At 64.3% G+C, this 8,069-nt stretch carries 7 protein-coding genes and 1 pseudogene; 4 read left to right on the top strand and 4 right to left on the bottom strand.

What is annotated here, in order from left to right:
• The 4 genes and pseudogenes from EN914_RS16375 to EN914_RS16360 form a co-directional block, all read left to right on the top strand.
• Window positions 1-257: pseudogene (locus tag EN914_RS16375) on the top strand (sugar ABC transporter permease); the annotation flags it as partial.
• 22 nt (window positions 258-279) lie between these two features.
• Window positions 280-1,008: an SDR family oxidoreductase gene (locus EN914_RS16370; RefSeq protein WP_024501651.1), complete on the top strand. Its 729-nt coding sequence runs from the start codon at window positions 280-282 to the stop codon at window positions 1,006-1,008.
• Between the two features lie 173 nt (window positions 1,009-1,181).
• Window positions 1,182-2,762 carry an FGGY-family carbohydrate kinase gene (locus EN914_RS16365; RefSeq protein WP_127389157.1) on the top strand — a complete coding sequence of 527 codons (1,581 nt, stop codon included), beginning with the start codon at window positions 1,182-1,184 and terminating at the stop codon, window positions 2,760-2,762.
• A gap of 167 nt (window positions 2,763-2,929) precedes the next feature.
• Entirely contained in the window at window positions 2,930-4,333 is a 1,404-nt protein-coding gene (locus EN914_RS16360) for an MATE family efflux transporter (RefSeq protein ID WP_024502048.1), read from the top strand.
• 100 nt (window positions 4,334-4,433) lie between these two features.
• On the opposite strand, the gene EN914_RS16355 is transcribed toward EN914_RS16360, so the two are convergent.
• The 4 genes from EN914_RS16355 to EN914_RS16340 all read right to left on the bottom strand — a co-directional run.
• Complete coding sequence (locus EN914_RS16355; protein WP_013528422.1) at window positions 4,434-5,015, bottom strand: cupin domain-containing protein; 582 nt, start codon at window positions 5,013-5,015, stop codon at window positions 4,434-4,436.
• 1 nt (window position 5,016) lies between these two features.
• Window positions 5,017-6,273: a cysteine desulfurase-like protein gene (locus tag EN914_RS16350; protein WP_013528423.1), complete on the bottom strand. Its 1,257-nt coding sequence runs from the start codon at window positions 6,271-6,273 to the stop codon at window positions 5,017-5,019.
• 70 nt (window positions 6,274-6,343) lie between these two features.
• Window positions 6,344-7,108: a cyclase family protein gene (locus EN914_RS16345; RefSeq protein ID WP_245467519.1), complete on the bottom strand. Its 765-nt coding sequence runs from the start codon at window positions 7,106-7,108 to the stop codon at window positions 6,344-6,346.
• The coding region (locus EN914_RS16340) for an ABC transporter substrate-binding protein (RefSeq protein WP_127389156.1) at window positions 7,105-8,069 on the bottom strand (965 nt) is incomplete at its 5' end. The genes EN914_RS16345 and EN914_RS16340, both read right to left, overlap by 4 nt.

The following is an 8,069-nucleotide window of genomic DNA, read 5'->3' as shown; positions in this document are numbered from 1 at the left end:
AGCAGGCCGGCACGGGCGACGTCAACCTCAACGCCATCGCAGCGGCCGTCATAGGCGGCACCAGCCTGTTCGGCGGCCGCGGCAGCGCCTATTCGGCGCTGCTCGGCATCATCGTCATCCAGTCGATCGCCAGCGGCCTGACGCTGCTCGATCTGTCCTCGTCGCTTCGGTACATGATCACCGGCGCCGTGCTTGCCATCGCGGTCATCGTCGACTCGCTGGCACGCCGCTCGCGTGTCTCGCATGGCCGGGCCTGAACCCATCAACAGGAAGCAAGACATGAGCCAAGAACTGTCCGGAAAAGTTGCCGCCGTCACCGGTGCCGCGTCAGGCATCGGCCTCGAATGCGCCAGGCATATGCTGGCGGCCGGCGCCACCGTGGTGCTGGTCGACCGCGCCGAGGCGACGCTGAACAAACTGTGCGCCGAACTCGGCCCCAAAGCGATCCCGCTGGTGATCGACCTGATGCAGCCGGCAAGCGTCGCCACCATGATGCCGCAAATCCTGGAGAAGGCCGGCCAACTCGACATCTTCCATGCCAATGCCGGCGCCTATGTCGGCGGCGAGGTGGCGACCGGCGATCCCGACGTCTGGGACCGTATGCTCAACCTCAACATCAATGCCTGCTTCCGCTCGATCCAGGCAGTGCTGCCGCACATGATCGAACGCAAGACCGGCGACATCATCGTCACCAGTTCGATCGCCGGTCTGGTTCCGGTGGTATGGGAACCGATCTACACGGCCTCCAAGCACGCCGTGCAGGCCTTCGTCCACACGGTGCGCCGGCAGGTCGCCAAGCACGGCCTGCGCGTCGGCGCCGTGGCGCCCGGCCCGGTGGTGACGGCACTGGTCGACGACTGGCCAAAGGCTAAGCTCGAAGAGGAACTCGCCGCCGGCGGCCTGATGCAGCCACGCGAGGTGGCCGAAGCCGTGATGTTCATGCTGACCCGGCCGCGCAATGTGACGATAAGGGATTTGGTGATTTTGCCGCAGAGCAATGATCTCTAGGGGGAGTAGGGGAGTAGGGGAGTAGGGCAGTAGGGCAGTAGGGCAGTAGGATTGCTCTGCCGTTCAATGCCCGGGCCCGAGCCAAGCCACCATCCCCTATTCCCGTACTGCCTTACTGCCCTACTGCCCTACTCCCCTACTCCCCTACTGCCCTAAACCGAAGGTTTCCCCCAATGTCCCACTTCCTCGGCATCGACGTCGGCACCGGCAGCGCGCGGGCCGGGGTGTTCGACCACACGGGAACCCTGCTTGCCTCGGCCAAACGGGACATCGAGGTCTGGCGCGAGGCCGGCGACATGGTCGAGCAGTCGAGCAACGACATCTGGCGGGCGGTTTGCGCGGCCACGCGTGAAGCGGTCGCGCAATCGGGCGTGGCGCCCGAGGCGATCGCCGGCATCGGCTTTGACGCCACCTGTTCGCTGGTGGTGCGTGACCGGCAAGGCGGCCAGCTCAGCGTCTCGACCACGGGCGACAAGCGCTGGGACACCATCGTCTGGCTCGACCACCGCGCCATCGCGGAGGCCGACGAATGCACGGCAAGCGGCCATGCCGTGCTGAATTACGTCGGTGGCGTCATGTCGCCGGAAATGGCGACACCGAAGCTGATGTGGCTGAAGCGCAATTTGCCGGAGACCTGGAATGAAGCCGGCTATTTATTCGATCTCACCGATTTCCTGACCTGGCAAGCGACAGGTTCGCTGGCCCGCTCGCAATGCACGCTGACCGCCAAATGGACCTATCTGGCGCATGAAGAGGCCGGCTGGCGGCGCGACTTCTTTGCGCTCGTCGGCCTCGGCGATCTTTTCGAGCACGGCAATTTGCCGGAAAAGGCCAGCCCGGTCGGCGCTTATATTGGCCAACTGACCGCCCAGGCAGCGGCCGAGCTTGGGCTGAGCGAGAAATGCCGGGTCGGCGCCGGCGTCATCGATGCCTATGCCGGTGCGCTTGGCGTGCTCGGCGGCTTTGCCGGCGACCAACAGGACATCGGCCGGCATTTGGCGCTGATCGCCGGCACGTCGAGCTGCGTCATGGCGATGTCACCGGATCCGCAGCCCTTCGCCGGCGTCTGGGGTCCCTATTACGGCGCGGCGCTGCCCAGGCTGTGGCTGTCGGAAGGCGGCCAGTCGGCGACCGGCGCCCTGCTCGACCACATCATCCGCTGGCACGGCGCCGGCGGCGAGCCGGATGCCGCCATGCATGCGAAGATCGCCAGGCGTGTCGCCGAGCTGCGCGCCACCGAGGGCGACAACCTTGCCGCGCGGCTGCATGTGCTGCCCGATTTTCATGGTAACCGCTCACCGCTCGCCGATCCGCATGCCGTCGGCGTCGTCAGCGGACTGACGCTGGACTCCTCCTTCGACAGCCTGTGCAAGCTCTACTGGCGCACCGCCGTCGGCATCGCGCTCGGCGTGCGCCACGTGCTGGAGGCGCTGAACGAGAACGGCTATCTGATCGATACGCTGCATGTCACCGGCGGCCACACCAAGAACCCGCTGTTGATGGAGCTCTATGCCGACGCCACCGGCTGCACGGTGATCGAGCCGCTGGCCGACGAGGCGGTGCTGCTCGGCACCGGCATGATCGCCGCCACCGCGGCCGGGCTGTTTCCCGACCTCAACGCGGCCTGTCTTGCCATGCAGCAAGGCGGCAGGAAGCGCGCGTCGAACCCGAAATCATCAGGGCGTTTCGACCGCGACTACAAGGTTTTCCTCGAGATGCACCGCCAGCGGCGGATGCTGGACGCGATCCGCTAGAGCATCGGGGCCGGTCCCTGGCTCAATCCGTTCCCGTCCCTCCTCTCTTGCCTTCATGTCGCGTTTCGTCCAGAAGCTGACGCAAACGCCGCGAAACCGAAGGTTTTGCCGTTTGACATGCGGCTTCCGGCTCTGGCCGACGCGCCGTAGCTGGAAAGAGCGGAACAATGTCTGCGATCGAAGCCGGCGCTCGCGCGCCGGAAAATCTTTGGCGTCAGGAAATCAGGGCGACGCTGGCGCTCGCCTGGCCGATGGTGCTGACCAATCTCGGCCAGACCGCGATGACGGCCACCGACGTCATGATGATGGGCCGGCTGGGGCCGGATACGCTGGCCAGCGGCGCGCTTGGCGCCAACCTCTATTTCATGCCGCTGATCTTCGGCCTCGGCCTGATGCTGGCGACATCGCCGATGATCGCCACCGAGCTTGGCCGCCGCCGCTATTCGGTGCGCGACCTGCGCCGCACCGTGCGCCAGGGCCTGTGGCTGGCGATCCTGATCTCGATCCCGATCTGGCTCGTGCTTTGGCACGGCGAAGGCATTCTGCTGGCCATGGGCCAGGAACCGGCACTGGCGCATCAGGCCGGCATCTATCTGCGCTGGCTCGAATGGGCGGTGCTGCCCTTCTACTTCTATATCGTGCTGCGCTCGTTTATCTCGGCGCTGGAGCGGCCGGGCTGGGCGCTGGTCATCGTCTTTGTTGCCGTCGCCTGCAATGCCTTCTTCAACTGGGTGTTCATGTTCGGCAATCTCGGCGTGCCGTCGATGGGCATTGCCGGGTCGGGCCTTGCCACCTCGCTGTCCTCAACGCTGATGTTCATCGGCCTGGCTGCCGTGGTGATGCTGGAGAAGAAGTTCCGCCGTTATCGTCTGTTCGGACGGTTCTGGCGATCGGACTGGCCACGCTTCAAGGGCCTGTTGCGGCTCGGCCTGCCGATTGCCGGCATTCTCGCCTTCGAGGTGACTATCTTCAATGCGGCCGCCCTGCTGATGGGCCTGATCGACGCGGATTCGCTGGCCGCGCACGCGATCGCCATCCAGATCGCCTCGATCTCCTTCATGGTGCCGCTTGGCCTCAACCAGGCGGTGACGGTGCGCGTCGGCCTTGCGCATGGCGCCGGCAATCCGCAAGGCGTGTCGCGCGCCGGCTGGACCGCCTTCGTCATCGGCGTTTCCTTCATGGCGCTGATGGGGCTGGTGATGATCCTGTGGCCGCATCCGCTGATCAGCGCCTTCATCGATCTGAGCAATCCGGCCAATGCCAGGGTGATCGAACTTGCCGTGTCGTTCCTGGTCTTCGCGGCGCTGTTCCAGGTCTTCGACGGCGCTCAGGCGGTGGCCGCCGGCATGCTGCGCGGCCTGCACGACACAAAGGTGCCGATGATCTATGCCGCGATCGGCTATTGGGGCGTCGGCCTGCCGCTTGGGGTGCTGCTCGCCTTCCATTTCGGCCTGCATGGCATCGGCATCTGGATCGGCCTGTCGACGGGGCTGGCCGTGGTGGCCGCGCTGCTGCTGGCGCGCTGGCTGCGGCGCGACCGACTGGCCCCGCCGCTCGCGTTCGGGCATTGAAACAGGACGGTTGGGCTCGGCGGCTGTTGTCCTGTGGACGTTGGCTCATTGAACGACGTCTTCAGAACTCCCTCGAAATCCGGCGCCGCGCTGGAGGCGGTCAGAATGTCGGCGGCGTGTTGACCCAGAGGATGCGGACCGTGGTCGAACCGATATTGCGGTAGCCGTGGCCGAGTTCGGAGTTGAAATAGAACGCGTCGCCTGCCTCGAGCGCCACCACGTTCGCCTCGACCAGCAATTCGACGGAACCTTCGAGCACGTAGCCGAACTCTTGTCCCTTGTGGCTGATCAACTCGGGGCTGCCGCCGCCGGCCTCGATCACATGAACGTTGATCTGCAGCAGATATTCCGGACCGGACGGCACCAATTGCTCGAGCACGACATGGTTGCCCGAACGCCGATGTCCCGTCTCCATGTGCGGACGCTCGTTTTGCCGCAAAACGAACACTTCCGAGGCATTGTGCTGCAGCGTGCCGAACATCGCGTTCATGTTGATGCCCAGTGCCTGCACCAGCCGGTGCAGAGCCGCCATGGACGGCGTAGCGCGGTCGTTTTCGATCTTCGAGAGATAACCCTCTGTCAGCCCGATGCGGGCGCCGAGCTCTTCCAGGCTGAGGCCAAGCACCTGTCTGGCATGGCGAAGCTTGACGCCGATCCTCGGGGTTCCGTTTCTGTCGCGCATGTCAGGTCCGCGTCTTCATCCAGTCCGCCAGCTTCGCCAGCAGGAAATCGACTTCCGCCTCGGTGTTGTAATGAGCCAGCCCGATGCGGACGACACCGTTGCGGTCCGCAAGCCCCAGCCGCTTGATTGGCTCCAAACCGTAATTGTGACCGTGCCAGAGATAGATGCCTTCCTCTGCCATCGCCTTGGCGATGTCCGCGGGATCGGTTCCGTCAACGGTGATCGACACGGTAGGCACACGGCGCGCCAGCGCCGCCACATCGGATATGCCCTGGATCAAGACGCCATCAATTCTGGACAATCCGGCAATCAGCCGTGCTGTCAGGACACGCTCATAACGGTCGGCGACTTCAATGCCGGCGACGATGCGCTCCCGCCGCGTCGCCTGCGGGTGGACGTTGCCGAAGGACTGTCCGAGCCAGGCATAGTGCTCGACGGCGCCAAGCACCCCGGCAAGCGCCTCGCGGCTTGTCGTTCCCGTCTCGAATTTTCCAGGTGGCGTATTGGAAGCCGCGCGCACCTTATAGGCGGTCAGCGCCTGCAGCAGATCGAAACGGCCCCACAACACCCCGTGATGCGGTCCAAAAAATTTGTAGGCCGAGCAAACCAGGAAATCACAGCCGATCTCCTGGACGTCGATCACCCCATGCGGCGCGAACTGCACCGCGTCGATATAGCTCAGCGCCCCGATCGCGCGGGCGCGCTGCGCGATCCGCTTCACGTCGTTGATCGTGCCGGTAACGTTGCTGGCATAGCCGACGGCGACCAGCTTGACGTCCTCGTCGATAGTCGCCTCCAGCGTCGACAGGTCGAGTTCGAACGTTTTTGGATCGAGGTCGATCCAGCGTACTTCAAGCCCCCGATCCTCCGCCAGCATCAGCCAGGGTGCGACGTTGGCGTCATGATCCATGCGCGTCAACACGATGGCGTCGCCGGCGTTCAGATCGCGGCCGATGGCGCGCGAGACGGCGAAAGTCAGAGTTGTCATGTTCTGGCCGAACACCACCTCACGCCGGTCGGCGGCATTGAAGAAATCGGCCATCGCCTGATGCGCGTCGTCGACCATCGCCTGGGCCGCGAGTGAGGTTTCGAAATAGCCACCAAGATTGGCGTTGGTTTCGATCATGGCACGCGTCATACGCTCGATCGAACGGCTCGCCATCTGGGTTCCCGCGGGATTGTCGAAGAAAATCCGCTTCTTCGGCTCGGCACCTCTCGCCATCGCCGGAAAAGCATCGCGGACTGTATCGATATCCATGTCTGAATTCCGTATCTGATGATCGTTGTGCGGCGGCCCCTTGACCGCCGCCAGCAGCGGCTTCACGCGTTCAGCCGGCCGCTTCATGGATGGCGACAGCGCGAGCCGGGAAGCCAGATCCGGCCTTTGGCTTTGGCCAGCTTGCCATTATCAACGCGCCGGCTTCGGGCACCTTGTCGAGATTGGCCAAGAGCTCGATCTGCCAGCAGTCGCGCGACAGCACATAGTATTCCAGGCTTGCGTCACCTGCGGAAGTGGCACGGCCGGGATCAGTATCCATGCCCTCGTGCCCGATCGCAGCAACACCGCGGCGTTCCAAAAGTTCCTCCAGCACCGGCTTCGACCAACCCGGCGCATGCGAGATACCGTCGGCCGACTTGTTCCGAAACGCCACGGGGTCCGGCCAGCGCGGCCACCAGCCGGTGCGAAGTGCGACAAAACACTTTTCCGGGATACGGCCGTTCCGCGCCTCCCAGGCCGAAATGTCGTCGAGCGTCGGCGTCGCGTCGGGATCGGCGGCGACCCTGTCGCTGATGTCGAGGATGACCAGCAGCAGAAGCATCTCCGCCACCGGCAGTTGGTCGATCGAGCGGCCGCCGTCGATGAAGTGCACCGGCGGATCGACATGGGTGCCCCACTGTCCGACGAAGGCGTAGTGGTGGACCTGGAAGGCATCGCCCTTCGAAAAATCGAGCAACGCACTGCGCTCCTCGTCCGGGAAGGCCGGGAAATGCGGCTGACCCGGATGAAACGCATGCGTCAGGTCGGTGAAGGTCGCGGCGGAGAGCCGCGACCTGTAGATGTCCCAAAGGGAGCCCGGAGTGGACAAGATCACGGCTCCGCGACGAAGGTCGGTGCCGCTTCACTTGCCAGGACAAGCTTGCCGTCCTTGACACCAATGACCGAGACCGACTTGTCCGGCACCGAAATGCCCGGGCGGTAGGTGATCGTGCCGGTCACGCCGTCGAGCCCGGACGTAGCGGCCAGCGCGTCACGGATCTTGGCCGGATCCGGCGCACCGGCACGCTCGATCGCGTCGGCCATCAGCTTGACCGAGTCGTAGCCGAGCGCAGCGAACGCGTTCTCCGGGGCATTGCCGACCGACTTGGTGTAGGCGTCGATAAAGGCCTGCACCTTCGGGGTGGCGCCCTCACCGATATAGGCGTGGGTGGTGAAGTAGGTGTCCTTGGCCGCGTCGCCGCCGACCTGGATCAGCAAGGGCGTGTCGTAGCCGTCGCCGCCGACCACCGGCAGGTTGATGCCGGCCTGGCGCATCTGCTTCAAGATCAGGCCGATTTCCTCGGCATTCGACGAGGCATAGACGAAGTCTGGCTGCGGCGACAGCGCCTTCAGTTTGGCGATCTGCGCGGTAAAGGTCTTGTCGCCGATCTTGTAGGTGTCGCGCTCCAAAATCTTGCCCCCGCCATGCTCGTAGGCGGTGACGAAGTAGTCCGACAGCAGCGTTGTGTATTCAGTGCCGATGTCGGTCAGCAGGTAGGCGGTTTTGCCGTTCAGCTTGTTCAGCGCAAATTCCGCGCCAACCGCAGCCTGAACGTTGTCGCCGAAGGCGGCGAGGAAGATCTCGTTGCCGAGCTGGCTAGGCAATTTCGGCGAGGTCGCGCCTGGCGTTATGAACGGTATCTGCGCCGTCTGGACCTGCGGTCCGATGGCCAGCACCGAGTCGGAATCGGCGAAGCCGATGATGCCGACGACCTTGTCGCTGTCGATCAACTGGCTGGCGACGGTCGAGATCGTCGTCGAATCGCTCTTGGAGTCGTAGATCACCAGTTCTATCT

The organism is Mesorhizobium sp. M7A.F.Ca.CA.001.08.2.1, from assembly GCF_003998455.1.
Taxonomy (GTDB): domain Bacteria; phylum Pseudomonadota; class Alphaproteobacteria; order Rhizobiales; family Rhizobiaceae; genus Mesorhizobium; species Mesorhizobium ciceri.
This window is presented reverse-complemented; position numbering and strand designations above follow the sequence as displayed.

What these genes read in the sequence shown, in the direction of transcription:
- EN914_RS16370 (WP_024501651.1), top strand. Translation starts at nt 280, where the DNA reads ATGAGCCAAGAACTGTCCGGAAAAGTTGCCGCCGTCACCGGTGCCGCG.
- EN914_RS16365 (WP_127389157.1), top strand. Translation starts at nt 1,182, where the DNA reads ATGTCCCACTTCCTCGGCATCGACGTCGGCACCGGCAGCGCGCGGGCC.
- EN914_RS16360 (WP_024502048.1), top strand. Translation starts at nt 2,930, where the DNA reads ATGTCTGCGATCGAAGCCGGCGCTCGCGCGCCGGAAAATCTTTGGCGT.
- EN914_RS16355 (WP_013528422.1), bottom strand. Translation starts at nt 5,015, where the DNA reads ATGCGCGACAGAAACGGAACCCCGAGGATCGGCGTCAAGCTTCGCCAT.
- EN914_RS16350 (WP_013528423.1), bottom strand. Translation starts at nt 6,273, where the DNA reads ATGGATATCGATACAGTCCGCGATGCTTTTCCGGCGATGGCGAGAGGT.